This is a genomic window from Paenarthrobacter histidinolovorans (genome assembly GCF_014647595.1).
GTDB lineage: Bacteria > Actinomycetota > Actinomycetes > Actinomycetales > Micrococcaceae > Arthrobacter > Arthrobacter histidinolovorans.
Genome location: NZ_BMPM01000003.1, coordinates 570,339 through 595,737 on the forward strand (window position 1 = coordinate 570,339; position 25,399 = coordinate 595,737).

The window sequence follows — 25,399 nt, forward strand, 5'->3', positions numbered from 1 at the left end:
CAGGGGAGATGGCTCTAGTCCGCAGCGGGCCGACGTCGTTGTTGCTTGGTCGCGGAGCGGTGCTCTTTGGCCAGACGGTGACGGCGGGCCGAACCTCGCGTGGGCCTGGACGCGCGCCGGACGGTCGCGGGAACCAGTCCGGCCCTGATGAGCCCGGCAAGCTTGGCGAGGGCGAGCTCACGGTTCCGCAGCTGTGACCTGTCCTCGGAAGCGGTCACGGTAACGGCGCCCGCGACGAGCCGTTTGGCCAGGCTTGTAAGGAGCAGCTGCCGCTGCTCGTCGGTCAACGTGGCAGAAGCAGCAACGTCCCATGTCAGCTCGGCCCGGGTGTCCGTGGTGTTGACGTGCTGGCCGCCCGGCCCGGAAGAGCGCGAGAACCGCCAGCTGAGTTCCCACGAGGGAATCGTCAGGGATGGGGAGATTTCCAGATCCATGGAACAAGCCTTGCACGTCCGTCAGGCCCCGGGCGTGCACTCCGCCGAATACCCGATGTTCACCTGCCACCTTTAGGATCGAATCATGACTGGCCCCGTGGAGTTTCTGGGACCCATCCTGGAGATGATGACGTGGGTGGGGTTCGTCCCCGGCGTGCCCCTGCTGGTGTGGGCCTGGATCATTGCCCGACGCCGGTGCACCTGGGTCACTGCCGACGGCGAACGGTTTGCCGCCGGGGGATACCTTGGGCTGCAGTGGGTGGATCAGGATCATGAAGAGCGCAAGGTCCTGCTGGACGTTGCGGCCAAGGAGGGCGGCCTTGATTCCGGCCCAGTGGTAGTCCACTACGATGCCTGCCACCCATCACGATGCGCTCTGGAGCCGCCGCGGTACGACCATACAGTGTTGATCCTGGGGTGGATCCTCACCGGTATAGGGATTCTCAGCACGCTTGGCGGAATCGTGCTGCTGGCCCTTTAGCATCCCCTCTTGAAGACCCGCCGGCGCGGGGCTAGCATTTGCGCGCGGGGCTTTCGTCGACGGCCATACCGGGAGGAATGCTATGAACGATCAGACTGCAACCGTGATGGTGGACCTGATCATTTCCCTGGACGGCTACGCCTCCGCTGAGGGATGGCCGGGGTGGTGGGGGCTCGAGGGCCCGGAATACCTGGCCTGGCTCGACGAGGAGGCCAAGAAGAACTACACCACGCTCATGGGAGCGAATACCTACCGGCTCATGTCCAGCATGTCCGGGCAAGCGACCGGGTCGGACTCCGGGTTTTCCCAGGAGGAAGGCGACAGTTTGGCGGGCCTCGCGGCCGTGCCCAAAGTCATTTTCTCCTCCACCTTGAAAGAGCCGTTGGCGTGGCCAAATTCCGAACTCGTATCTGGAGATGCCGTGGAAGCGGTTCGGGCAATGAAGCAGACGCGTACCGGCACCTTGAGCACACTGGGCAGTTTGAGTCTCTGCCGTTCCTTGCTGTCAGCCGGATTAGTGGACAGGTACCGTCTGGTCGTCTTCCCTGTGATCACCGGCAAGACCGGCCGCGAGCGGATTTATGACGGCTACCCGGATGTTGCTTTGGACATGGTGGACAGCCGGACTTTTGACGGCCGGCTCCAGTTGCTGGAGTACGTTCCCCGCGTCATTGATGCCCCACTGGGTCGAAGCGGCGGCTAACCGACCTGCCGTGCGTCCAGTTCGCTGAACAAAGGCCTCAAGGACTCGGCGTAGTGGTCCATGGTTTCCGGGAAAGTCATCAGGCGTCGGCCGGCCAGGGTCCCTCCGATCGGGCTGTCCATCGTAGTGGAGGCACTGAGGAGTCCGGCCGGCACGTTGGTGCAGAGGACGGGTTCAGCGGCCACTCCGTGTGAGGTCAGTATTGCTATTCCCCAGGGGTCGTTGGGGTCGGCGACCGAGATGCCGGCGTTGTCGAAGGTGTCACGGAGGACATAGCGCGTGACCGTCCGCCATGATTGCAGGAACGGTGGCTGGAGCTGCTCTATGAGGTCTTCGTCGTTGGCGCCGTACGCGTCAGTGAGAGCCGCCGACAGCGCATCCCATTCCTCGGCATCCCGGACCATCAAGTGTGCGGCCCGGAGGTGGGCAATGGTTTCATTCAACATCATGGCAGTCCCCAAACTTCCTCGTACGATGTTCGCCCGACACCGGGCAGGCTTGCTGTTGACAGGCCTCTCACCAACAGAACGATCAAGGCGCCGCCATGATTCCCAAAAGACCTGCTTCCGTGGTGATCGAACCACTGTTGCCTCGTCCGCCTAGTAAATAAGGAGACTTACTAATAGGCTGTCGGGGTGGGGAAAGTCCCCGAAGGAAAAGGAAGTGAAGCGGCATATGACTGAAGAGCAGGGCATCAGCAAAGTCACCGGCATCATCAACGATTCCAGGATCGGGATGTTGACCACCATCAATGAAGAAGGCGCACTGGTCAGCCGCCCGTTGGCGGTACAGGATGTCAAGGACGACGGCGACATGTGGTTCTTTACCGGACTGGGAACGTCCCAAGTTGCCCACGTCCGCCAGGATTCCCGCGTGAACGTCTCGTTCGGCAAGAACACGGAGTGGGTCTCCGTTGCCGGAACGGCCGAAGTTGTCACAGACCGCGCAAAAATTCATGAGCTGTGGAACCAGGTTGTGGAGGCGTGGTTCCCGGATGGCCCTGACACCCCGGAGGTCTGCCTGCTGCACGTGGATTCAGAGTCTGCCGAATACTGGACCAGTCCTGGTGGTACGGCAGCCACGGTCCTTCAGTGGGTGAAGTCCAAGGTCACCAACTCACGCTTCAGCGTGGGCGAAAGCGACACCGTGGAACTGTGAGTTGAGATGGTTGACGCAGGACGGTTCCGGCATGTCCTTGAGCAGGAGCGCGAACGCAGGCTGTTGCTGCTCGCAGATCTCCGACGCGACATCACGTCGGTCAATGCGGCCCGCCAGGACTCCAATGTGGACGACGAACATGATCCGGAGGGCAGCACCATAGCCTTCGAGCTTTCCCAGGCATCCGCTCTCCTTGACCAAAGCAGGGAGGGGCTGCAGCAAATCGATGCCGCCCTGGAGCGGATCGTGGCCGGCACCTACGGCCGCTGCGAAGTCTGCGGGGTGGACATTCCGGAAGGCCGGCTGGAAGCCAGGCCGTGGACGCCGTTCTGCGTTGACCATGCCTCAGGGCGAAGGTAGCGGTTGGCCCATTCCCGGCGAGACCTGAACGAACTCGATTCCCTGCTGCTGCTTCTTGCTGGGGCCCCGCTTGAAACCCTTGGCGTCGAGATGATTGCCAGCCCTATAGGCGGCCAACGCCTCATCATAGATCCCGTTGAGGACGGTTCCCGTGAAGATTTCCCGCGTACCGTCGGTGAATTCGATGGCTATGGAAACACTCGACGGGAAGTGCCGCTTCATGCGGATGAAGCCTTGCGGGTCCTGCTGCAGTGAGATCACGTATTGTCCGCGCTTTCATTGTTCGGGTTGGTTTCGGCGGTGCTGGAACGGTCCGCCGCTGCGCCCTGCTTACGGCTGGCCAGCAGGAAGGGCACAGAAAGCAGTTCGATGACCCCGGCCATGGCCAGTGACGCCGGATATCCGTAGAGGTCTGCGCCACGGCCCAGCAGGGGCTGGATGACGACGCCACCGCTGGAGCCCATCAAGGAGTCAAAGCTGAGGACAGTGGCCCGCTGTTTGGAGGGGATCATGTCATTCACATACGCCTGACGGACGGGGGTGACGGCAGATCCCACCACGCCCCATAGCGCCAACAGTACCAAGGCCATCCAAAAACTGTGGGTGATCCCCAGGACCAGCAGGATCACGCAACCACCCAGCCCGCCCAGGATCAATACAGACGTGCGTTTATGGAAAAGGCGGCGGGCGTGTGGGGCCAGCCAACCGCCAAGGATTTGGGAACCGGCAACGATGGCGGCGGCCAGGCCGGCAATTGAATAAGCTTCCGGGTCGCCGAAGAGGTCAAGAAGGTAGGGTTGCAACGCATAAAAGACATAGATGCCGACGCCGGCACTGAAGGGTGCGGCCAGCATCACGTACCGTACGGGCGGGTTTTTCAGCCCGTTCTCAATCGACGCGGTAAGTACAGCGCGGGTAGCCCGCAGTGGGTGCGTCGAACGCTCCGGTGAGAAGCCGACGTCGTGCATGAGTCCGAAGGCGACGGCGAACATGGCAAGCAGCACCGCGACGCGGAGCAGGAACGGCACGCCAAGGTTGGTCGCCTGGGCGATGACGCCGCCGGCCACGGAACCCAGAAGCATCGCCACTCCTTGGACCATCTGGCCCCGTCCAAGCACGGATTCAAGTCCGCCTTCGTAACCCGAGAAGCGGAGGGCATCAACGAGCCACGCCTCAACGGCCCCGGAGAAAAAGGTGAAACCCAGGCCCAGGAGGACAGAGACCACAGCCCACATCCAGAAGGCGCCTGAGATCTGCCATAAAAGGTAGTACAGGTAGGTGGATGCCGCGAGCGTCACGGTGCCCAGAAGGAAGGACATGCGCCGTCCCCAACCATCGGCCACCACACCAGTGGGTATCTCGAAGAGGACCATTCCGGCTGTGAAGAAAGCGTTGGCGGCGAAGGCCTCCAGATTGCTCAGCCCCGCATCGAGCAGGAACAGGGTATTGATGCCCCAGATGAAAGACGCCGCAACCGTATTGCCGAGCGTCAATGTGAGGTAGACGCGTTGTATCTTGCGGGCGGCGTGGTTCAGGGTCTCGCCGGACCCGCCCGTGCGTGGAGTGACCACCTGCTAATTCTCGCCTCGTTTGCCCCGCACCGCCAGATCTTTCAGCTGTCCGGTTCCCCGCAGGGCACGTACATCGGCCCGGGATTCCCGACTACTGTTCGTGGCTGGTGGGGATGTCCTGCGAAGCTGCCCACTCGCCGATATCCCTGCGCTCGATTGCGGCGGCCATCATGTCCGGGAAGAGGTCGGGCGTGCATGCGAAAGCGGGCACGCCAATGCCCGCAAGTGCTGCGGCGTGACGGGAGTCGAACGATGGGTGGCCACTGTCGCTCAACGCCAGCAGGGCGATCATGGTGGTCCCGCCACCCACAATCGACGCAGCCCGGCGCAACATCTCCTCAGCAATTCCGCCCTCGTAAAGATCACTGATCAATACCAGGATTGTCTCGGCAGGCTTGGTGATCTGGTCCTGGCAATAGGCCAACGCACGGTTGATGTCCGTGCCACCGCCCAACTGCACGCCGAACAGGACATCCACGGGATCATCCAGTTCATCGGTCAGATCCACGACCTCGGTATCAAAGACCACCAAGCGGGTATTGACCGACGGGAGGGAACTGAGCACGGCGCCGAAAACGCTGGAATAGACAACGGATTCGGCCATGGAACCCGACTGGTCGATGCACAGGATGATTTCCCGCTGGATCTCGGTACTCCGCCTGGCGTGGCCCAGAAGCCGCTCGGGCACCACGGTCCGGTAATCAGGCTGGTAGTGCTTGAGGTTGGCAGCGATTGTCCTGTTCCAGTCAATGTCCCTGTGCTTGGGCCTTCGCGTCCGGGCCGAACGGTTCAACGCGCCGGAAACGGCTTGAACCGTCCTGGCGCGTAGCCGATCCTCAAGCTCTTTGGTCACCTGCCGAACCACCGAACGGGCAGTCTCCCGCGAGGCTTCGGGAATCACTTTGCCCAGCCCCACCAGTGTGCTGACCAGATTGATATCCGGCTGTACGGTGCGCAGCATCTCCGGTTCAAGGAGCAGCTGGCGGAGGCCAAGACGATCCATGGCATCTGCCTGCATGACCTGGACCACCGAAGACGGGAAATAGCCCCTGATGTCACCCAGCCACCGGGCCACCCGCGGGGTCGAAGAACCAAGGCCACCGCGGCGCAGCGGACTGTCGCCATAGAGGGCCTCCAGGGCTTGGTCGCGGCGCATGTCATCCTCGGACAACCTGACGGGTGCGCCGTCGTGGGAAATGCCATCTGCCCCATCCCCACCCAGCACCAGGCGCCACCTGCTCAGTCGGTCGCGGGTCTCCGCTCCGCCCTCAGTAAAGTCGGTCATGCGGGGGCCTCCCAACCAAGAATCCGCGCCATCGTGCTGATCGCCGGGCCGGCGGCAGCCAGGTCCAGGTATGTGGCCGGTGCGGCATGCGAGCTGCTCTCCGTTCGACTCAATTGTTCGCCAATCTCTCGACGTTCAGGGCGGCTGAACGCAGAAAATGTCCTGCGGAGCAGCGGCAGGACGTCCTCGAAAATGTCATCCGGTACACCGTCCACCCATTCATCGACCAGCCCCAAGAGTCGTCGGTCATGGATCAACAGGGTTGCGTCGCCTGACAGAAGCCCGTCCAACCATGCCGCCGTCCCGGGGGCAGGACTGGCAACGGACAGTCGCCGGGCCAGGCGCAACGCTACGTCATTGGCGTCCACCAAACCTGCGTCCAGGAGAATCCGGGTTGCCCGCCCTGCCACCGAGCCGTGGATCTTGTCCGAGGATGCGACGGTACCGAGAGCAGTGTGCCAGTCGTCCGTGGGAAGTCCTGGGAGGAGCGTCATGCCATCCTGTGCCGAATCGATGGCCCGGCGCATGGCAGAAGCGGCGTCATCGTCCAGGCCGGCGCACGCGGTTGGCAAGCCCACGCAGGCCCGCACCACGGTTGCTTCAAGAATTTTCCGAACCTCCCCAACATCAACGCCGCGTACGTTTCCATACCTGCAGGTACGGGCCAAGGGCGCGATGGTCTCCAGGAGGGGAGGAACATCATGTTGAAGGGCCGTACGCGCCGCCAAAGCGGACACAACGCCGGCGATACCGTCGGGCAGATCCGCCAGGAGGCAACCTTCAAGCAACCGGCCGAGCGTTGCCAGTGCCTCCGCGGCCTGGGCTTCTTCTGAGACGAAGGCAGCAGCAGCTGAGGCGACCGTAGTGCCGTAACGGCTGGCTTCCACTAGGGACACCGCCAGTTCGGGCCTCCACTGAAGTGTCCACGCCTCCTTGAAAGTGCCGCTGGTCCGGCCGCTATCCGTGGGGATGCCCCAGTCCACGCCCAGCAATGCCAGACGGTGGAGGAGTACGGAGCGGGCCAAGTGGTTCGGCTTGCGCAAGTCCAGGACCATGAGCTCTTCCATGGCGCTTGCCTTCATGCGGAGTTTTCGTTGGCTCCCCGCCAGGTCAGCTAACAACGGCAGCGTAGGTACCGTGTCAGGAACAGTCCCCAGATCCCTGCCCACTGTCAGCTCGGAATGCACCAGGGCCAAGGGAAGTGGGGACCCATCGCACAGAACCGCCTGGGCTGCGTCCTCGAGTTCAGGGAGTCCGGGGCTTGGCCTGCCGCGGACAGCGGCCAGGGTGGTGGCCATGCGGCTGGCCTCCACCACGGAGGCGGTGGATGCATCCAGGTTCTGTTGGCGCAAGGCATGGGCCACCCGGACCAGCCAGGTGGTGGCGACGTCCCCGGCGGGTTCCGGCGCCATCCAATGATCAAAGAGATGCTGGTACCAGCCGGGCGCGGCAACACCTGCGCCGTAACCGCTGTTCAGACTGAGACGGTCGGAAGTCCAGGGAACCCACGTGACAGAGACCTTGATCTTTGGAAGGCCCGCAAGGACCTTGTTGTCGGCTGCGGCCGGCGGAAAACCGGCGGGAACCAACGCCGGCGCGTGGTAGGCGCCGCAAACAACCACGATCCGATCATGGCCCTCACGTATGGCTGCCCGCAGGATGCGCCTCATGGCCGCTTCCCTGCGGTTGTTCTCCACGACGTCGGGATGGTCTACCGGGCGCTTATCCAGGGAGCGGATTTCCGAGATCGCGTCGATGAGCGCCTCAAACCGTTCCGCAGGATCCGGGCTGCGTTGCTCAACAGCGTCTTCCCACCAGCGCTCGGCATCGCTGTAACCGGCAGCTTCCGCCAGGAGACCGATGGCATCCGGGCGGTACGCCTGATGTGGATCGGTGGCAGTGGTACCGCCGGCGGTGGAGTCGTCGTCGGAGTTCTCAGCGTCCGGTTGTACGGCTTCCTCCTGATCCGCCGGAATCTCCGCGGGCGCCACCCCGGATGCCGACTTCAGTGCAAGGGAATGCGCCGCAGGGAGGTCCAAGGCCCGGACCGGGGTTCCAGTGGAAACCGCCCATCGGAGCGCTACCCACTCCGGCGAGAAAGTGGCCATGGGGTAAAAGGAAGCCAGCCGGGGCTCGTCGACGGCGTAGATCAGTCCGGCCACGGGTGGGACCATGTCCGGGTCGGTGACAAGGGGGATGACCTGGTCCAGCTCGGGTGGCCCCTCCACCAGGACCAGGTCGGGTTTGAGCGTGGACAAGGCTTCGGCCACCGAGTGTGCCGAGCCTGGACCGTGATGCCGGATCCCCAGAATGTGGACGTCCGTCATGGCCTAGTTGGAGGATTCGAGATCGCGGCAGGCCCGGTACAGATCCTTCCATTCGGGCCTGTTCCGGACGACGGTTTCCAGGTATTCCTGCCAAATCACACGATCCTGGACCGGATCCTTGATGACCGCGCCCACCAGGCTGGCCGCGACGTCGTCGGCCCTTACGGTGCCGTCACCGAAGTGGGCCGCAAGGGAGAGCCCGTTGGTCATGACCGAAATCGCCTCCGCGGTGGACAGCGTTGCAGAGGGGGACTTGATGGTTGTGCGCTGGTCCTGCGTCACGCCCGAACGGAGCTCACGCATCACAGTGACCACGCGCCTGATCTCGGACAGGGCAGCCAGATCAGCCGGCAGCTCCAGGGCTTGGCCGAGGCTGCGGACTCGCGTGGTGACGATCTCCACTTCCTGGTCGATGCTGTCCGGAAGAGGCAAGACCACGGTATTGAAGCGTCGCCGAAGCGCTGAGGAAAGGTCGTTGACGCCTTTGTCTCGGTTGTTGGCTGTGGCGATGACGTTGAATCCCTTGCGGGCCTGGACCTCTTCATTCAATTCCGGGATGGGCAGGGTCTTCTCGCTGAGGATGGTGATAAGGGAGTCCTGCACATCGGAGGGAATTCGCGTCAACTCCTCGACCCTGACCAGACTTCCCGTTTCCATGGCACGCATCACCGGCCCTGCAACCATGGCTGCCCTGGACGGTCCCTCAGCCAGCAAACGAGCGTAGTTCCACCCGTAGCGCAGTGCCTCTTCCGGTGTCCCCGCCGTTCCCTGCACCACCAGCGTTGAGGAGCCGGAAATGGCCGCGGCCAGGTGTTCACCAAGCCAGGTCTTGGCGGTTCCCGGCACCCCGAGCAGCAGCAGGGCACGGTCAGTGGCCAATGAGGCCACCGCGATTTCGACCAGTCGCTCGGAGCCCAGATACTTCGGACTGATCTCCACGCCGTTGGCAAGGGTGCCGCCCAGAATGTACTTGGTGACAGCCCAAGGCGAGAGCTGCCAGCTGGGTGGGCGTGGGCGATCATCAACAGCGGCCAATGCGATGAGCTCGTCAGCGTAGGCGTTCTCGGCATGGGCTCGAAGAACTTTAGTCCCGTTCTGTGCATCGGTCATCGGAAGGCCTCCGTCAGGGATTGTTTGAATGATTGGTATTGAACGGCGTCACGAAGCACCCGGCGGCGGGCGGTATCGTCATCCGTACGATCCAGCAGGCGCCGGCACGCTTGTGTTGATTCCGCTGGGAGTGCTGTGGGGAGGACATCGGCAAGCACGGATGCCAAACGACCACCGTCTTTGCCGGCAATGATTTTCAGGACTGCTTCGGCCAAGCTGCCGCTCCAGGGCTGAGGAAGTTCGCGCAGCAACGAGGCCAGGGAAAGCGGTTCGTCCACCCCGTGCCGGATGTGCCGCTCAAGCCACCGCTCGCGCTCTGCAACGGGGAGGCAGTGCAGCAGCCTGGCATCGGAGCTGACGGTGAGCAGTGCCCTGACCCATTCAAGGTTGTTCCTGCCTGCGGCAACGGTGGCGAGCACGGCCAGGATCCGGGGTTCTTCCTTGAGCATGGAAGCGGTGGCCTCGGCACTCTTGCCGGAAGCGGTGATCCACACGTCCAGCGGAGCGCCAAGAATTATGGTGTCCAACCGGGCCAAGCGGTCAGGTTCGCCGTTGCGGGGGACAGGCGCGATCCCATCCCGGAGGGTGGCCGCGTCCGGATCGGGCGGGAGATCAATGTCGAAGCGTTTGTTCAGCAAACCCTTAACCGTGAGCAAAGGTGCAAGTCGTGCGCCCATGCGGCGTGCACGCGCACTCCGGGGAAGCTGATTCAACAGCTCGGCGGCCATTTCCCGTACGCCCTTGGCTTTGTCGTCCAGTCCCCGTTCCAGCAAATCTTCGTCGTCAGGGCGCACTCCGGTTCCTACGATCTTCAGAAGGCTGAGACGTGCACGGGCACTAAGGGAGCTCCAATCGGAGGTCAACTGTTCCCGGGCGGTTGCATCTGGTTCTGCAGGACCAGGCGCAGTTCCGGTGCCGGAACCACCATTGTCTTGAGCCGGCCCGGACCGGGGCGACCACGATGGGCTGACATCCTGAAGCCACAGACCGCGTGTACCGATGGCCGGGTTCAAAGCCCTGTATACCGCGGCGTCGTTCGCGGCCAGCAAGAACAACGCTGGAAGCTGCCGGTGCGGGACCCGTCGTCGGGATTCTGCAGCAAGAAACAGCCAGTCCGCTACCAGCTGGTTCCTCAAGCCCAGCCCTACCGGTGGCTGGTGGAGCAGGAGTTCAAGGAGGCGGGCTGCTTCGCCGGTGGCCTCGGTTTTGGAGTCGACGGGCGCAGGTGTGATTCGGAAAGCATCAGTCGGCATGGAGGCTGTACGGGATGACCTTCTTACGACATCTGCCATCGCGGCCTGGTCCAGCAGGAACTCTTCCCGGGACAAACCGACCGGAGCCAGGACGCCCAACTCCGGAGGCGGAGCCGGAGCTTCGTGCCTGACCGTGCCCACCAGCGCACTGGTACGGAGCTCGTCGAACCACGTCACGGCGTAACCACCTTTTCGTTCACCACGACCGTGAGCGGGCGGAAGTGTCCGTCTTCCAGTTCGCCAAACATGGATACCGCATGCCCGCCCGTGAGTGCCAACAGGGAGTCGAGCGGGGCATCCAGCAACGGAAGTGCCTGGCCGTCGCCGTCGAGAATCCAGCCGGCGTCCTCGGGGCTGACCGTAACGTTGCCGAGCAGTACAGGATGCCGGATCCGCCATGGTGAGGCTGCCACCGCAGCCGACTCCTGCAGCAGCGCCGTGGCTATGGTGCCGCCGTCGCCGAGCCCAGCGGCCGTGCCTTGCGGCTCAACGGGGCTGGTGAACATGGCCCGCTGCGGCGCCGAGCCCGGATAGCGTGCCACGGTTGTGTTCAGTAACGCTCCCGCGAGTTGAGGTGTCGCCAGGCTCTGCCCCTGGCTGGCAAAGTCAAGAACGACGACGACGGTCCCTTCCGGCGAGCGAAGCCACGTCCGTTGTTGCTGCAGCCTGCCGTCATCACTGCGGTGGGCGCCGAGTACAAGCCATGGACCAGGCAAGGACTCCTTTCCTTGGACATCGGATGACGCCGTTGCCCAGCCGAGGGCGGCCCTGAGGTCGGCGAATTCCCCTGGCGCAAGGCTGTCCCGTTGCGACCAGGCCTTGGTCAGTGCCCACCAGCGTCCGACATTGACCAGGAGGTGGTCGGCCCAATCAGCCCTCGCATTGACCTCGGAAGCCATCTCCCGCACCTGTTCGGCCAGCCCGGGAAGTTGGGCATCCACCAAGCGCGCAGCTACGCCATCCCACCACGAATAGGGTTGCTGCCGGGCAGCAGCGAGTCCTGTCCTGGCGACGTCGGTGAGCCACCGGGAAAAGTCCGCGATCCCTGCATCCATCAAGGCCAGCCGGGCCGCCAGGCGTTTGGCCTGCGCTTCCGGATCTGCCGGCTGCCCGGATTGCCGTTGTTCCTTGGCCGTGGCGCGGTCCGCGCGTTGAGCCGCCCATTCCTGTGCGAAACCGGCCGCCTCCGCCCCTGCCTCAGCTGCCTCGCCACGGGCCCAGAGAAGAAGCAGCGCCAGTGCATGCTTGCAGGGAAACTTCCGGCTGGGGCACGAGCACCGGTAAGCAGGCGCAACGACGTCCACGCTCACCTGATACGGCGTCTTGCCACTACCTTGGCACTTGCCCCAGACGAGTACATCGTTGCTGCCCGACTCTGACCACGGCCCCGGGTGAGCCAGTTTGCGGGCTGCGGCGAGGGACGACGAATCGGGGGCGGCGCTGATTACTCTCTCTTCACTCCAACGCCCCATGACGTTTATTCTGCCTGACCGCTCCGACACTTTTGCAAACCTGACCCACAGAGTCGAAGGCCGGACCCGGGGCATGGCCTGGACATTCCACCAGGCCGGGAGCAACTACCGCTGTTACCGAGCAGCGGAAACGGCCCGGATTCCCGCTCGTGACGGGTATCCGGGCCGAAGCCGGAGGACGTTCTGTCAGTGCCAGAATCCCAAGGCGAACTCGGCGATGATTGTGGAAAGCAGGAACGACGCAGTAATGGCGACGAGGCCCACTGGAATGATTTTCCAGCCGATGGTGCGCAGCAGGGGAATGTCCTTGCCGAGGGAGAGCCCTGCCAACGTGAGCATCACCGTGGCGATGGAGAGGAAGTCCACCGTCTTGACGGCTTCATTCAAGACGCCGGAGCCGAAGAACCACGGGCTGGAAATGTACGCACCGATGGTGGTGATGAAAACGATGGCGGAGATCTTCCTGGTGACCTTTGCAAGGAACAAGCTGACGAGGACCAGGGCCAGCATGATTCCGTAGCCGGCCAGGATGGACAGGCTCAGACCCTTCGCGGCCACTGCAGCGGTACCAACACCCAACACCGTCAGGACGGACAGGGAAAGCCACAGTGGCAACTTCATGGCTGCCGATGACTTGGCGACCTCTTCGCGGAAGCGGCGGTTCTCTTCGGCCTGGACTTCGTCCTGCACCACCTCGGACGCGGTGCGGGTCCGGGGAGCCGAAGCCATGCCGGCTGCAGCCTCCTGCGGTTCCTTGTTGCGGGTGAGCACTTTGTAGAAGCGGTCTGCCACGGGCAAGGCAATGTAGATGCCAACGTAGACGCCCAGGATGGTGGTGATGAGGTTGGAGACGGCAGCCATGCCAAGGATGGCTTCCTGGTCCCCAGGGTAGGCGGCGATGATGCTCGCCGCGGAGGCGGCCATCATGGAGCCGGAACCCACGCCCGCCCCCATGGCCAGAGCCAGGGGATCGAAGATTTTCCAGTTGGCCACGAGCGAGGTCAGCAGGGTGATGAAGATGGCACCGAACAAGGTACCAAAGACGTACATGGCCAGAACGCCGCGGTACTGATCCGAATCCGGGCCGTACTTCTCCGAGACCATGGCGAAGGAGGGTTCGCGGTCAAGGGAGAACGTGGCGCCCACCGTTGCCTTGCCCATACGCAGCAGCACAGCCAGGGGCAGCGCCAGCACGATGGTTCCCAACAGGTGGCCCACTTCCTGCAGCAGCAGTGCGGGGCCGGCCTTGATGAGGCTCGGCAGGCTCGGCCCGATGTTGAAGGCGAGCCTGGCCACCAGAAGAAGAACCGCGACGCCTACGAGGGCCGCCGCAACACGTTGGAGGTCGAGGCCGAGTGGCTTGAACTTCTGGATGGAGACCAACAGGCCGAGAATGAGTCCCCACACCATGGGGAAGATGACGATCGCACCAATGCCGAGATCAATCTTGGCTTGGCCGATGAACTGGACCGCAAGGGCGATGACAAACGCGAGTGCGGCAATCGGAAGGGTAAGCCGTGTTCCGGCTTTGTCCGTCCGCGCGGTTTCGGTGCTGGTGGTCATGATGTTGCTTCCTGGATCGGGGCTTCAGTGCGGTAGGCCGCGTTGACGAAGCGCTCTCTCTGTTGGGGATTTGTTGCGGCACCCGCCACAGTCCAAGCCAGCGCGGTGGCTGCCTCGAACATGACGGCGTGTGCCTCGGGCGTGTTCGCAAGAGCTGCAAAGCCGTGCGAGTGGATGGGTACGTTGGCCCCGGGAATGCTCAGCCAAGGATGCAAGGAAGGAATGACCTGGGAGATGTTGCCCATGTCGGTGGAGCCCCCGCCCATTCCTGCCGCCGGGGAGGTGTCTTTGCCGAACGCGTCCATGGCTTCGGTCCAGTGGGCGGCAAGTTCGCCGTCCTGGATCAGCGGCTCATAGAGGGGTTCCGCCGCAGTGATCTCCAGGGTGGTCCCGGTTGCAAGTGCGGCACCTTCGAAACAGCGCTTGACCCTTTCGAGCAATGCCTCATACTCCGGGAGCGTGAAGGCCCTGCACTCGAACTGAACAACGGCGTGATCCGGAATGATGTTGGTGACGTGGCCGGCCTCCGCTACGTAGCAGGCGACGCGGTGGTCTCCCGGTATCTGCTGTCGGAGCAAGCCGATCGCCACCTGGCTGAGCACTGCTGCATCCCCGGCGTTGACACCCAGGTGCGGGGCGGCAGCCGCATGGGCAGCCTTGCCGGTGAACACAGCCTCATAACGGCCCACTGCCTGGGCCGTTGTCCCGGCGGGGTTGTAGGTGACACCGTCCTGGACCGGGTGGACCATCAACGCAAGGCCGACGCCGTCGAAGGCGCCACGCTCGAGCATCAGTACTTTTCCGCCGCCGTGTTCCTCGGCCGGAGTGCCGATCGCCTTCAGCGTGATGCCGAGTTCGTCCACGTGGGGGAGCAGGGCCAAGGCCGCAGCTATTGAAGCCCCTGCGATCAGGTTGTGACCACAGGCGTGGCCCACTGAGGGCAGAGCATCGTATTCCACGCAGAGGGCAACTGTAAGGTCACCGGTTCCTGCGGTAGCGGTGAAAGCTGTCGGCAGCCCCGCCGTTCCGTGGATGACGTCAAAGCCGCCTTCAGTGAGCAGGGCCGTAATGGATTCTGCGGCCCGGACCTCCTGGAAGGAGATCTCGGGGTTGGCGTGCAGGAACTCCGAAAGCGCCTGAACCCGGGGTCTCCAGGATGTGACGCCTTCCGCCAGGGCTTGACGCAGCGGATCAGAAGGGGAAGCGGTAGTCGTGGTTTCCATGATTCCTCCTCCTAGTAGGACAGCGAAGGGAACGGGGAGCCGGCCGCCCGGGTGGGCACCCAAACTGCCTTGGTCTGCGTGTACTCGTCCAACACACCGGGTCCGGAGGAACGGCCGTGGCCGGAATCGCCGAAGCCCCCAAAGGGAACTGCAACATGGATGGTCTTGTACGAGTTGATCCAGAACGTTCCTGCCTTCACCTCACGGGCGATGTGGTGGGCCCGGGAAACGTCCGAGGTCCACACAGCGCCGGCCAAGCCAAAGTTGGTGTTGTTTGCCCGGGCAATCGCTTCGGCTTCGGTATCAAAGGCGTCGGCACCGACTACTGGGCCAAAGACTTCAGTTGTCTCCAGGCGGTTTGCCGGCGTTACGCCATCCAGCAGCGTCGGCATGACCCAGTGACCACCGGCAAGAGGCGAATCCGCCAAGGACCCTGGCAACGTTCCGCCCGTAAGCCGGCGGCCGCCGTCGTTGATTCCCTGCTCAATCAGTGAGGTGACGGTTGCGAATTGGGGTGCGGTGATGATCGGCCCCACCTCGGTGGCGGCGTCCAGGGGATCCCCAACCCGAAGCCGCGCAGCACGTTCGGCCACCAACTCAACAAACCGGGCGTGCACGCTGCGTTCCACCAGAAGCCGCGAGCCGGCCACGCAGGATTGTCCGGCGCCGGAGAAGATCGCGGAGATGGCGCCGTCGGCAGCGCGCTCCAGGTCGGCGTCGGCGAAGACAATGTTGGCACTCTTGCCGCCAAGCTCCAACAGGGCCGGAATTCCGGCTTCGGCAGCGGCTACGGCAACCCGGCGGCCGGTGGGCACGGAACCGATGAAGCTGACTTTTCCGACACGGCGATCGGACGTGAGGGTAGCTCCGACGGTCTGTCCGAGTCCCACGGCCACGTTGAAGACGCCGTCGGGAAGCCCGGCTTCATGGGCCAGCTGGGCGAGCCGGACGGTTGTAGCCGGCGTGAATTCGCTTGGCTTGACGATGACGGCGTTGCCAGCTGCCAGCGGCGCTGCTGAGTTCCAGCCCGCCGTGAACAGCGGGGCATTCCACGGAGTGATCGCGACGATAACGCCCCACGGAACCCGCTCTGTGTAGGTGTGCCACGGGCCCGGCACGGGGATGGTCTGGCCGGTGAGCTTGTCCGCCCAGCCTGCGTAGTAGCCGAACATTTCGGCTACCTTGGATGCTTCAACGCGGGCGTCGCGGATGGGCTTTCCCGTGGTGGCGGATTCGAGGATCGCAAGTTCTTCGGTGTGTGCTTCGACCACCCTGCTGACGTTGCGGAGGATGGCAGCACGTTCGAAGCCGTTCAGGGATCCCCACGCGGCCGCGCCCCGGACGGAGCTTTGGAGGATGGCGCCGGCGCCTTCGGTGCCGGGGTCGGCGTAGGTGGCAAAGGCGTCACCCGTGGCCGCGGACGTCAGCGTGATGGAGGTGCCTGAGCCGGGGACGACCTTTCCGTCGACGAACGCGCCAAGCCCTGAGGGGAAGGCAGCGTCCAGGACTGTGCGTGCTGTTGTGTGGGAGGAAGCCGCGGGGGCTGTGGTGATGCTCAAGGTCATGTCCTTCTGTTGCTGGGAGCGCTAGGCGATGTGCGTTGTGCCGGGGGCGCCGGCGGGGGTCACTGCGGGCGCCACGGTCCTGGCGATTTCGGTGAAGTCGGCGGCCGGACCCAGGGCTGCCAGGGCTGTCTGCCACTGATCGGCCGCGGCTGCCAGCAGATCCGGCCGTTCGCCGACCTGACGCGCGATGTCGATGGCCAGTGCGGCATCGCGGGCCATGAGGCCGAGGGAGAATCCGGAGTCGTGGGTGCCGGTCAGAACCCAATTGGGGTACATCGCGGCTGAGACTTTGCTGCCTCCGGAGGCGTTGCTGATGCTTGCGGCAGCTACCGCGGGATCGATTCCGTAGGCCTTGGCCACTCCCAGTGCCTCTCCCACGGAGACCAGATTGGCTGCGGCGAGAACGTTGTTCAGCAGTTTGACGACGTTTCCGCTGCCGGTGCCGCCGATGTGGGCATACTGACCGCCAGTGAGGGCTTCGAGGACGGGCTGTGCGGCCACTACGGCAGCGTCCGTGGCTCCAACGAACGCACTCAGCGTTCCCGTTGCTGCGCCTTCTCGTCCCCCGGAGACCGGCGCGTCCACGAACGATGCGCCGTGGGATTCGGCCAGGGTTGCCATGGACGTACTGGTTCCCGGCTCGGAGGTGGTGGTGTCAATGATTGCGACGGTGCCCGGTGCGGAGAGGAGCACCGGCACTGTTGCCTCGACGATTTGGGCCGATGGCAGGGACAGGACGGCATAAGGGATGCCGGCCAGTTCGCGGAGTGCTGCCGTGGTGGTGATTCCGGTTGCGGCAGCTGCGTTCCGGGCAGCTTCGGAGGGATCAAAGCCGGTGACGTCCCAGCCGGCGCGGTGCAGGGTGGACGCCATGGCACCTCCCATGGATCCGAGGCCGACGACGGCGATGCGACGGGTGTTGCTCATGAATGCTCCTAGTGGGGTGATGGAGGAAGAATGTGGTGGCCAACAGGGCGCGTCAGTCCAGGTAGATATCCAGGTCTTTCCACAATTGTTGGGTGCGCCTGATGGCAGCTCGACTTCGTTCCGGGTGCGCCGCTTCCATGCCGGCCAGCAGGCCGTAAACCATCGAATTGGCGGCGGTCACGGACTGGAAGAACGAGATTCCCTCCGAGGCGACGATCAGCAGGTGGTCCGCCGCTGCGGCAAGGCGCCCACGGCGCATATCACTGATGGCGACCACCGTGGCGCCGGACTGCTTGGCGGCTTCGGCCGTGACGATGATCTGCTGGACCGAACGCCACATATTGACCACCACCAGAACATCACCGGGGCCCAGGCTGTTGGCTGCGGAGGCCAGATGGACTCCGCCCCGGTTTTCCAGCGTGATGGGGTATCCCATGGTGGACCCCAGGTGGGCCATGACGCTTGCCGGTCCGGCGAAAGAGCCGATGCCGATGGTGGTGATGGACTTTGCCGAGGCCAAGGCGGCGATGGCCGCTTCAACGTCCTCGGCAGTGTTTGAGTCAAGGGTGAGCCGAAGGTTCTCGATGTCGTGATTGAGTGCGTCGTGGAGGGGACTGTGATGTTCGCCGTGCTCGAGGAGGGTGTCCTCCGTGGAGATCATCACCAGGTACCGGGAGCGAAGTTCCCGCTGGAGGTCAGGCCAGCCGCGGTAGCCCAAACGCTGGGCCGTGCGGACAACAGTGGAATTGTTGACGTCCGAGCGTTGCGCGATCTCGGCGATGTCCGCGTAGGACGACAACTGCGGATTCCGCGCGATGACCTCCACTACCCGCGCCTGGGACTTGGACAACGCAACTTCGGGAAGTGCGTCTCCCAACCAGGCGTGGTCCACGGATTCCCGCGCCATTGTGGTGGTGCTGGACTCGTCTGGCTTGCTCGTCACGACTCATACTCCTTGTAACGCAGATCACTTGGCAATCTCAATTGCATTTAACATACTCTGCAATTTCGCTTGCAGCTAGTGGTTTGCGTTACAGGCATGTAAAAGTTCCACCCGAAAGCCGGGGCGGGACCGTGTGGGCGTTAAAAGAGAAGTGCCGGGGACCCCGGCAGGCTCCCTGGCACTTCTCTGATTCCTTTGCCCTCTGATTCCTAGGCCGGATTGCTCACCAAGCCCGTGTCCGCCGTCGCGGTTTCGGAGCGGTGCGCGGAGAGTAGGGGAGCGAAGAACGCTCCGAGTTCCGCCGTCGCCGTCAACGGCAGGACGTTCGCGACGTATTGGTCCGGCCGGACGAGCACCACGACGCCGTCGCGGCTGAGGCCGCGCAGCTCGAAGATGTCGTGGGCCGGGTCCGTGCCGAAGACCTTCTCGAGGTAAGTGAGCTTGAACGGTCCCACAGTGGGTTTGAACGCCGCGGGGACGGCGTTGATGTCAACGGTGGTGTGGTCCTGCTGGTAGATCACCTTGACGTCGAACCAGGCGTCCCGGTCAAGGTTCGACGGCGTCGCGGCCAGCGGCGAGTCCGGCGAGTTCGCGATCCACTCGGCGAAGTCCGCGACCGGTCCTTCTGCGCCTGCTTTCGCGGCGTCGGCGAAGACATAAATCCGCCAGCGGCCATCCGCCTTGGCATGGTGGCCCAGGTGCATGGGGTTGGTGTCGCAGACCCTCTGTACAGCCGCGGACTTGAAGCGCTTGCCTACGGGGAAGCCGGTTGCGAGTTCCTGGTGCTGTGCCTCGGCAACGAGTATGGAGGGCGCGTATTGGGTCATGAAGCCTGCCGGGAACTCGGCGGTGCTGGTGTAGAAGTTCTCCAGTTCGGTGGGGTCTTCGAACTCTTCGGGCTTCTTGGCCATGAGGGTGGACCATTGCTTGTCGAAGTCGATAAGGTTCTTCGCGACCACCTGGCGTTCGGCCGAGTAGGTGTCCAGGAGGCTTTCGGGGCTGCGGCCTTCAAGGACATGGCCGAGTTTCCAGCCGATGTTGAAGCCGTCCTGCATGGAGACGTTCATCCCCTGGCCGGCCTTGGCGCTGTGGGTGTGGCACGCGTCGCCGGTGATGAACACCCGTGGGGTGCGCGTACCGCGGTCCTCCGGCAGGACGTCGTCGAACCTGTCTGTAAGGCGGTGGCCGACCTCGTACACGCTGTGCCAGGCGACGTTGCGGACATCCAGCGTGTACGGGTGCAGAATGTCATTCGCCTTCTGGATGATCTGCTCGATGGTGGTCTTCCGTACGGCCCCGTGGTCATCGGCTGCAACCTCGCCGAGGTCCACGTACATCCGGAAAAGGTGTCCGCCCTCGCGGGGTATCAACAGGATGCTGCCGCCGTTGCCGGACTGGATGGCGCATTTTGTCCGGATGTCCGGGAAATCGGTGACCGCGAGGACGTCCATGACGCCCCAGGCGTGGTTGGCCTGGTCTCCGGCCAAGTGGCAGCCAATCGATTCGCGGACCTTGCTGCGTGCACCGTCCGCGCCCACCACATACTTGGCCCGGATGATGCGCTCCCCGCCCTCGTTGGCACCGGCGGTGTGACCAAGGGTGACCTCCACCGGGTAGTCCCCGTCGCCGGTCACCTTCAGGCTGCGGAACTCGTATCCATAGTCCGGGACCATTCGGGTGGGGGAGTTGGCCATGAACTCGGCAAAATAGTCCAGGACGCGGGCCTGATTGACGATCAGGTGCGGGAATTCGCTGATCCCTGCAGGATCATCCACCGCGCGGGCGGCCCGGACAATCCGGGAATGATCAGCCGGATCCGGCTTCCAAAAGGCCATTTCGGTGATGCGGTATGCCTCGGCGGTGATGCGCTCTGCGAAGCCGAAGGCCTGGAAGGTCTCGACGCTCCGGGCCTGGATGCCGTCGGCCTGGCCGATGGCGAGCCTGCCGGGGCGGCGCTCGATGATACGTGTGGTGACTCCCGGGAACTGGGCGAGCTGGGCCGCCGTCAACATCCCGGCGGGGCCGGTGCCCACGATGAGGACGTCGACTTCATCCGGAAGCGCTGACGGCCGGTTGATTCCGACGCCGGCCGCCGGTTCGACCCGCGGGTCACCTGATACATAACCGTGATGGTGGAACTGCACGGGCTTTCCTCACTTCTTTGTGGGCTGGAGAACGTTTTGTGGCTGAAGAACGATCTGTGTTCGATAATAGAACACGATGTTCTATTATCGCTCGTTATATCGTAATGCCGGTCACAGTGCTCTTCAAGTCATCCGACTGTCCGCACTTGAAGGAGATGGGTTCCTGTGGATTTGACCCGTGGCGTGTCAGGATCAGGTATGCCTCGACTGATGCTCCTGGACACAGCCTCCCTCTACTTTCGCGCCTTCTATGGTGTGCCGGACTCCATCCGGCGTTCGGACGGGACTCCGGTCAATGCCGTGCGCGGCCTGATGGACATGATTGCCCGCCTCGTCACCGACTACGAGGCCACCCACGTGGTCGCCTGCTGGGACAACGACTGGCGTCCCCAGTGGCGTGTTGCCCTGATCCCCAGCTATAAATCCCACCGCGTCGCGGAAATCGTTCCGGACGGTCCCGACGTCGAAGTTGTCCCAGACCCGCTCGAGGCGCAGATCCCCATGATCCGCAAAGTGCTGGAACTCGCCGGGATAGCTGTGGTGGGCGTCGACGAGCACGAGGCCGATGACGTGGTGGGCACCTATGCCAGTCTGGCCACGTTCCCGACCGATGTCGTGACCGGTGACCGCGACCTCTTCCAACTCGTCGATGACCAGCGCGGTGTACGCGTGATCTACACAGCGCGCGGGATGAGGAACCTGGAGTTGGTCACTGAGGCAGTGGTGGTCGGCAAATACAAGGTGCTGCCTCAGCAGTACGCAGACTTTGCCACCCTCCGCGGCGACGCCTCCGACGGCCTTCCCGGGGTGGCCGGGATCGGCGAAAAAACAGCAGCCGGACTGCTTGGCGAGCACGGTACCCTGCAAGGGCTGCTGGAGGCGGCGGAGGATCCCGACGGCGGTTTGTCGGCTTCTGTCCGCGCCAAGCTGTCAGGTGCGGCGGACTATCTCAAGGTTGCTCCCGCCGTCGTCAATGTTGTTCGAGACCTTAAAGTCCCGTCCCTGGAGGAAACGGGGGCGGAACTTATCCCTGTAACGGGCGCTGCGCGCTCCGAGCTGGAGCTGCTGGCCACGGAATGGAACCTTGGCGGCTCCGTCAAAAGGCTCCTCGACGCGCTGGACCGCGTCCACTGACGTCGCTGTCCGTTCAACGTCCAAACATGCATTCACAGCTTGGTCATAGGTTCAGGACAGGATGGTCTGGGGTTCGACCCTCATCGTGTTAAGAGGACGGAACACTGGACCGTCCCTCAGACAACACCCGTAGCAAGGGATTGAGGAGAGGCATATGTCGAAAACCAAGAGAATAACCCTGGGAGTTGCAGCCGGAGCGCTTGCGTTGGGCGCCGGATTGGGTGTGACCAGCATCGCGACAGCAGCCACCACGCCGACACCGAGCGCTACATCCTCCACCGATGCGAGCACTCCTTCGGACCAGGGTGGAAGGCCCGGCGGGCATGGGCACGGACGGGACGGCGGCAAGATCGCATCCGAACTGGCCACCAAGCTGGGTGTGGACGAGACCAAGGTCTCCGACGCACTTAAGGCCTTCCGCGAAGCGAACAAGCCAACCACCCCGCCTGCGGAGGGAACAGAGGGCAGCAAGCCGGATCCGTCGGCCCGCGATGCCGCGTTGGCCAAGTCCCTCGCTTCGGCGCTGGGCGTTGACGAAGCAAAGGTCACTACGGCGTTGGAAGAGATCCGCTCTGAAGGGCAGGCACAGCGTGCTGCCGCCCTCAAAACCCGACTCGACAAGGCCGTAACGGACGGAAAGCTGACGCAGGCAGAAGCCGATGCCGTGACCAAGGCCGTTGAGGCAGGAGTCATCGGAGGTGGCGGGCGCTAGTACGCCGTGACAACCCCCTCGTGGGGCACCGAGGATCCCCTGGACTATTCCGGGGGATCCTTTTTCGTGCCGCTGGAAACTTTTTTGCAACCGTTGTCGATTTGTCCTCGCACCGTTCGACCTATGGGTGAGAAGGTCGAAGGGCGACCTTCCATAACCCAGGAGATTGAGCCAGATGGCAAAGTACATGTTGATCATGCGGGCAGACGACGATTCCTACGCCAAGTTCGAGAACATCGACTTCAACGACATCCTCGAAGCAATGGGAAAATTCAACGACGAGCTGATCCGGGCAGGAGTATTGCTCGCCGCTGAAGGTTTGGAGGATCCCAAGGAGACCGTGGTGGTGGATTTCACGGGAGAAACCCCCGTGGTCACTGACGGTCCGTATGGTGAAACGAAGGAGCTTTTCGGTGGCTTCTACATTCTTGATGTCGCGTCCCGGCAGGAAGCTGTCGAATGGGCCAAGAGGGCGCCAATGACCGCAGGCACCAAAACCGAAATCCGCCGCGTGACGAGCATCGACGAGTTCCCCCAGGACAACGAATGGATTCAAAAGGAACGTGCCTGGCGCGAGCAGACCGGGCAACTCTGAAACCTTATGCGGGCTTGCTGGGGAAGCGGCAGGCCGCGTGAGCAGCAACGAGGCCAGGGCCGCCGTCGAGGCAGTGTGGCGGAGCGAATCTGCCCGCATCGTCGGCGCTCTGGCCCGTTACACGGGCGATTTCCCGCTTGCCGAGGACCTCGCCCAGGAAGCCCTCGCAGAAGCGATCGTGTCGTGGTCTGTCAACGGTATCCCGCTGGAACCAGCAGGTTGGCTGTTGACTGCCGGACGGCGCCGGGCCATCGACACCTTCCGACGACGTTCGGCCCAGGACGAAAAGTATGCCCTGTTGGCCCGCAATCTCGTCCATGAGGAGCCCGGAGTGGATACGCTGTTCAACCCGGATGCCATAGACGACGACGTACTGGCCTTGATGTTCATCTCCTGCCACCCGGTAATGTCGAAAGAAGCGCGCCTTGCCCTGACATTGAGGGTGGTTGGCGGCATGGGTTCCGATGAAATCGCCAAGGCGTTCCTGGTTCCGCTTCCTACCATCCAGGCCCGCATCACCCGCGCCAAAAAGACCCTTGCGGCAGCCCACATACCGTTTGCCGTGCCGGAGCCCCACGAGATTCCCGAGCGGCTTGGATCAGTCCTTCACGTGGTTTACCTGATTTTCACTGAGGGGTCCTTTGCCTCCTCGGGGGACTCGTGGATGCGGACAGAACTGGTCGGCGAAGCGCAGCGGCTCGCCCGGGTGCTTGTCCGACTGGCGCCTGAACCCGAAGTGTACGGGTTGCTCGCGCTAATGGAACTCACGGCCGCCAGATTCCCGGCAAGGCTTGACCCGGATGGGAATCCAGTCCTCCTTGCTGACCAGGATCGACGGCGCTGGGACCAGTCCGCCATACGGCGGGGCCGGGCGGCACTCGCGAGAGCGGTCAGCGCAGCACAAGGCCTTGGTACGTATGGGCTGCAGGCATCGATTGCCGAATGCCATGCGATCGCCCGAACGACGGAAGATACGGATTGGCAAAGGATTGTCGTCTTGTATGAAGCTCTTGGGCGGCTCACCCGGTCTCCTGTCGTTGAACTGAATCGGGCGGTTGCTGTGGCCATGGCCTCAGGGCCCGCTGCCGGCCTGAAGCTCGTGGATTCGCTCGCAGCTCGGGGAGAGTTGGAGGGATCGCAGCTTCTGCCATCGGTGAAGGGCGAGATGCTGACACGCCTTGGTCGCCACGCAGAGGCCGAAGAGGCACTGAAACTGGCGCTCGGCCGCACCACGAACGCAGCCGAAAGGACTGCCCTGGAGCGGAAGATCGCGCAACTGGGCAAGAAGTAGGCGGAGATCGCCGGGATTGGCGAATCATCCCGGACCTTGGCAGGTTCCGATTGCGATAGGTGTCTCACGTTCACTCCGTCCGTGCTCATGTTCTGTGGGGTGTGTGGTGGTGGTTGCGTCGTGGTGCTTGGTGGGGGTCGATGTGGGGTGGGGGGATGAACCAGGGGACTCCGGTGTTCATGGTGATGGTCCATTGTTCTTTGTGGATGAGGTGGTGGTGGTGGGAACAGAGGAGTGTACCGTTCTCTGTTCCTGTGGTGCCGCCTTGTGACCAGTAGGTGATGTGGTGGGCTTCGCACCAGGGTGCGGGGAGGGTGCAGTCGGGGAAGGCGCAGCCGCCGTCGCGGGCGGTGATGGCTTTGCGGATGTGGGGTGGGAAGATCCGGGTGGTGCGGCCGATGTCGAGGATTTGGGAGTCGGTGCCGAGCAGGACGGGGAGGATTTCGGCGTCGCAGGCTATTTTCCGGATGGTGTTGGGGTGGAGCGGGCCGGTGAAGGTCGCGGTGCCGGTGCTGAGCGGGTTCAGGGGGCCGGGCTGGGTAGGGGTGGTGGCGCCGGCTTGGGTAGGGGTGGTGGCGCCGGCTTGGGGCCGGGTGCCGGGCTGATCGGTCGCGGTGCCGGTGCTGATGATGTTCCGGGTGCGGGGCTGGTTGGGGGTGCTGGCTTGGTTCGGGTCTGTGCCGGTGAGTTGGGTGAAGAGGTCGTGGTGGTCGATGGTGATGGTGAGTTGGGGTCGGAGTCCGCCGTTGGAGGGGAGTTTGCCGGTGGTCATGGCTACTGCGCAGGCGCCGACGAGGCCGTCGAGGAGTTTCTGGGCACGGGAGCGCCGGTCCAGTTCCGGGCCTGTTGCAGTGTCTTGAACGGTGCCGCCGCTGTTGGCCCCAAGAGTGCTGGCGGTGTTGGTGGTGTCGCCGCTGGTGGCGCCAAGCGTGTTGGTGGTGTTGGCCCCGGTTGCGTTGGTGGTGGTTCTTCCGGGGGTGGTGGTGAGTCGGGGGTTGGTGGCGGTGTTCATGGCGGTGGTGAGGGTTTCGTATTGTTCGGTGGTGGCGAAGATTTCCAGGTGGTGCAGGCCGTAGCGGCGTCGGCGGCGGAGGAACGCGCCTTGGGTGTGGCGGAGGGTTTCTTCGGTGGGTTCGGGGCCGTCTTGG

The 25,399-nt window shown here is 63.5% G+C and carries 24 protein-coding genes; 8 read left to right on the forward strand and 16 right to left on the reverse strand.

From position 1 onward, the window contains the following. Nucleotides 1-14: 14 nt before the first annotated feature. On the reverse strand, nt 15-434 hold the full coding sequence (gene arfB, locus IEY62_RS10560; RefSeq protein ID WP_189017135.1) for an alternative ribosome rescue aminoacyl-tRNA hydrolase ArfB: 420 nt from the start codon (nt 432-434) through the stop codon (nt 15-17). 85 nt (nt 435-519) lie between these two features. On the opposite strand from arfB, the gene IEY62_RS10565 reads away from it, so the two are divergent. After that, nucleotides 520-915: a hypothetical protein gene (locus IEY62_RS10565; RefSeq protein ID WP_189017138.1), complete on the forward strand. Its 396-nt coding sequence runs from the start codon at nt 520-522 to the stop codon at nt 913-915. 82 nt (nt 916-997) lie between these two features. Beyond that, entirely contained in the window at nt 998-1,618 is a 621-nt protein-coding gene (locus IEY62_RS10570) for a dihydrofolate reductase family protein (protein WP_189017141.1), read from the forward strand. On the opposite strand, the gene IEY62_RS10575 is transcribed toward IEY62_RS10570, so the two are convergent. Next, on the reverse strand, nt 1,615-2,067 hold the full coding sequence (locus IEY62_RS10575) for a hypothetical protein (protein ID WP_189017144.1): 453 nt from the start codon (nt 2,065-2,067) through the stop codon (nt 1,615-1,617). The genes IEY62_RS10570 and IEY62_RS10575 overlap by 4 nt on opposite strands. Before the next feature lie 226 nt (nt 2,068-2,293). Here IEY62_RS10575 and IEY62_RS10580 point away from each other — a divergent pair, with 226 nt between their 5' ends. Both IEY62_RS10580 and IEY62_RS10585 read left to right on the forward strand, forming a co-directional pair. After that, the gene (locus IEY62_RS10580) at nt 2,294-2,776 is read left to right on the forward strand and encodes a pyridoxamine 5'-phosphate oxidase family protein (protein WP_189017148.1); all 483 of its coding nucleotides are present in this window, start codon (nt 2,294-2,296) and stop codon (nt 2,774-2,776) included. A gap of 6 nt (nt 2,777-2,782) precedes the next feature. After that, nucleotides 2,783-3,136, forward strand: coding sequence for a TraR/DksA family transcriptional regulator (locus IEY62_RS10585; RefSeq protein WP_189017150.1), 354 nt, complete (start codon nt 2,783-2,785; stop codon nt 3,134-3,136). On the opposite strand, the gene IEY62_RS10590 is transcribed toward IEY62_RS10585, so the two are convergent. The 13 genes from IEY62_RS10590 to IEY62_RS10650 form a co-directional block, all read right to left on the reverse strand. Then, nucleotides 3,122-3,397 (reverse strand): hypothetical protein, encoded by a 276-nt coding sequence (locus IEY62_RS10590; protein ID WP_189017153.1) that lies wholly within the window; start codon nt 3,395-3,397, stop codon nt 3,122-3,124. The two genes, IEY62_RS10585 and IEY62_RS10590, sit on opposite strands and share 15 nt — an antisense overlap. Then, nucleotides 3,394-4,707 carry an MFS transporter gene (locus IEY62_RS10595; protein WP_189017156.1) on the reverse strand — a complete coding sequence of 438 codons (1,314 nt, stop codon included), beginning with the start codon at nt 4,705-4,707 and terminating at the stop codon, nt 3,394-3,396. Before IEY62_RS10595 ends, IEY62_RS10590 begins: the two co-directional genes overlap by 4 nt. 91 nt (nt 4,708-4,798) lie before the next feature. After that, nucleotides 4,799-5,992 carry a VWA domain-containing protein gene (locus IEY62_RS10600; RefSeq protein ID WP_189017159.1) on the reverse strand — a complete coding sequence of 398 codons (1,194 nt, stop codon included), beginning with the start codon at nt 5,990-5,992 and terminating at the stop codon, nt 4,799-4,801. Continuing rightward, on the reverse strand, nt 5,989-8,319 hold the full coding sequence (locus tag IEY62_RS10605; RefSeq protein ID WP_189017162.1) for a DUF5682 family protein: 2,331 nt from the start codon (nt 8,317-8,319) through the stop codon (nt 5,989-5,991). The genes IEY62_RS10600 and IEY62_RS10605 overlap by 4 nt, the downstream gene beginning before the upstream one ends. 3 nt (nt 8,320-8,322) lie before the next feature. Further along, nucleotides 8,323-9,429, reverse strand: coding sequence for an ATP-binding protein (locus tag IEY62_RS10610; RefSeq protein ID WP_189017165.1), 1,107 nt, complete (start codon nt 9,427-9,429; stop codon nt 8,323-8,325). Continuing rightward, on the reverse strand, nt 9,426-10,859 hold the full coding sequence (locus IEY62_RS10615) for a DUF5691 domain-containing protein (protein WP_189017168.1): 1,434 nt from the start codon (nt 10,857-10,859) through the stop codon (nt 9,426-9,428). Before IEY62_RS10615 ends, IEY62_RS10610 begins: the two co-directional genes overlap by 4 nt. Next, nucleotides 10,856-12,154: an SWIM zinc finger family protein gene (locus IEY62_RS10620; protein WP_189017171.1), complete on the reverse strand. Its 1,299-nt coding sequence runs from the start codon at nt 12,152-12,154 to the stop codon at nt 10,856-10,858. Before IEY62_RS10620 ends, IEY62_RS10615 begins: the two co-directional genes overlap by 4 nt. Nucleotides 12,155-12,340: 186 nt before the next feature. Next, nucleotides 12,341-13,717 (reverse strand): DUF3100 domain-containing protein, encoded by a 1,377-nt coding sequence (locus IEY62_RS10625; protein WP_189017174.1) that lies wholly within the window; start codon nt 13,715-13,717, stop codon nt 12,341-12,343. After that, a complete protein-coding gene (locus tag IEY62_RS10630) occupies nt 13,714-14,940 on the reverse strand; it encodes an amidohydrolase (RefSeq protein WP_189017177.1) in 1,227 nt (408 codons plus the stop codon). Before IEY62_RS10630 ends, IEY62_RS10625 begins: the two co-directional genes overlap by 4 nt. An 11-nt stretch (nt 14,941-14,951) precedes the next feature. Then, nucleotides 14,952-16,499, reverse strand: coding sequence for an aldehyde dehydrogenase family protein (locus IEY62_RS10635; RefSeq protein ID WP_189017180.1), 1,548 nt, complete (start codon nt 16,497-16,499; stop codon nt 14,952-14,954). Between the two features lie 27 nt (nt 16,500-16,526). Beyond that, nucleotides 16,527-17,432, reverse strand: a complete 906-nt coding sequence (locus IEY62_RS10640) for an NAD(P)-dependent oxidoreductase (RefSeq protein WP_189017183.1) — start codon at nt 17,430-17,432, stop codon at nt 16,527-16,529. A 52-nt stretch (nt 17,433-17,484) separates the two neighbouring features. Continuing rightward, the gene (locus tag IEY62_RS10645) at nt 17,485-18,339 is read right to left on the reverse strand and encodes a MurR/RpiR family transcriptional regulator (protein WP_229785217.1); all 855 of its coding nucleotides are present in this window, start codon (nt 18,337-18,339) and stop codon (nt 17,485-17,487) included. A 245-nt stretch (nt 18,340-18,584) separates the two neighbouring features. Then, nucleotides 18,585-20,519 (reverse strand): FAD-binding monooxygenase, encoded by a 1,935-nt coding sequence (locus IEY62_RS10650; protein WP_189017188.1) that lies wholly within the window; start codon nt 20,517-20,519, stop codon nt 18,585-18,587. A 198-nt stretch (nt 20,520-20,717) separates the two neighbouring features. Between IEY62_RS10650 and IEY62_RS10655 the strand changes: the two genes are divergently transcribed. From IEY62_RS10655 to IEY62_RS10670, 4 genes are all read left to right on the forward strand, one after another. Continuing rightward, nucleotides 20,718-21,653 (forward strand): 5'-3' exonuclease, encoded by a 936-nt coding sequence (locus IEY62_RS10655; protein WP_189017191.1) that lies wholly within the window; start codon nt 20,718-20,720, stop codon nt 21,651-21,653. 154 nt (nt 21,654-21,807) lie between these two features. Next, a complete protein-coding gene (locus IEY62_RS10660; protein ID WP_189017195.1) occupies nt 21,808-22,365 on the forward strand; it encodes a Clp protease N-terminal domain-containing protein in 558 nt (185 codons plus the stop codon). 175 nt (nt 22,366-22,540) lie between these two features. Then, nucleotides 22,541-22,960, forward strand: a complete 420-nt coding sequence (locus tag IEY62_RS10665; RefSeq protein ID WP_189017198.1) for a YciI family protein — start codon at nt 22,541-22,543, stop codon at nt 22,958-22,960. A 37-nt stretch (nt 22,961-22,997) separates the two neighbouring features. Next, nucleotides 22,998-24,251, forward strand: a complete 1,254-nt coding sequence (locus tag IEY62_RS10670; protein WP_189017201.1) for an RNA polymerase sigma factor — start codon at nt 22,998-23,000, stop codon at nt 24,249-24,251. A gap of 85 nt (nt 24,252-24,336) precedes the next feature. On the opposite strand, the gene IEY62_RS10675 is transcribed toward IEY62_RS10670, so the two are convergent. After that, nucleotides 24,337-25,399: HNH endonuclease signature motif containing protein (locus tag IEY62_RS10675; RefSeq protein WP_407671494.1), on the reverse strand; the 1,063-nt coding region annotated here is incomplete at its 5' end.